The sequence below is a fragment of the Bacillus cereus group sp. BfR-BA-01331 genome, assembly GCF_022663915.1.
GTDB lineage: Bacteria > Bacillota > Bacilli > Bacillales > Bacillaceae_G > Bacillus_A > Bacillus_A mycoides.
In genome coordinates, this window is the sequence record NZ_JAKUGJ010000116.1 from 1 (window position 1) to 1,155 (window position 1,155).

The following is a 1,155-nucleotide window of genomic DNA, read 5'->3' on the forward strand; positions in this document are numbered from 1 at the left end:
CAACACCGTGTGATCTAACTCCTTGAATAGAACTTGTAATCCCAGAGCTTACTTGTTGGCTCACTGTCCCAAGGGTTGCATGACTCTGTAAACCTTTCGTTAATTGCGAAGCAAAAGCATCCTTATTGATATACGACTGGGCATGTAGACTCTTACCACTCGTATCTTTTGCTTGCACTGGCATCGCTCCAGTTTGTACTGCTGCTTGCTGGGCTACTGCTTTAAATTCATTTCCTTTTTGATTTAAATGTGTCTGCCAAGCCTGCTCTTTTTGCGGTTGAGCCATGGTTGGAGACAAGTTATTCATAAAGTTTGCCCTGTTCTCTCCTGCATACCCTTGTTTAAAGGATTCCGTAGAAGCTTGTACCAGGTTCCCAACATTACTTACTTGTTTTGCATTCTGGCTTCCATATCCACTTGTCAAACCATGTGTTTTCACGCCATTGACTGCCTTTTGAATGCCCGCAGTACTGGATACACCCATTGCATTTAAGTTTGGATTATTTTGTAACTGCTGTGATAAATGAGAAGCGAATGCTTCCTTATTCGCAAATTTTGTTCCATCTTTTTGCTGAACAATACCTGCTTGCTCTGCAGCTCTTTGTGCATGATTTTCGAACCCTTGTACTTTGTGACCTACATGCTTGTTCCATGCCGCTTCTTTTTCTTGTTGTGGTAAATCCGCAGGCAATTGCTTCATAAATCCAGCCTTATGATCTGCACTATATGCTTTCTTAAATGCAGCGGTTGAAGCACCTACAAGAGCACCAACCTGTCCCATATTTTGATGGCCACTCTCTAACGTTTCTCCTTTTACATCCTCAACTGCTTTTCCGACTTTTCCTAATGCAAGTTGAGAAGCAAAAGCATCTTTATTCACATAGGACTTATCAAACAAGTTATTTCCTTGCTTATTTGGATTGCTTTGTAATTGTTGTGATAACTGAGAAGCAAAAGCATCCTTATTTGCATAGCTAGTCCCATCTTTTTGTTGTACAATACCTGCTTGTTCGGCAGCTTTCTGTGCATGATTTTTAAATCCTTGGACTTCCTGACTCAAATGCTTGTTCCATGCCGCCTCTTTTTCTTGTTGTGGTACACCTGCAGAAAATTGCTTCATAAATCCAGCCTTATGATCTGCAGCATACGCCTTTT

At 41.2% G+C, this 1,155-nt stretch carries 1 pseudogene; it reads right to left on the reverse strand.

Annotated features, from left to right (window positions below):
• A pseudogene (locus MR155_RS31145) lies at positions 1–1,155 on the reverse strand (hypothetical protein); the annotation flags it as partial.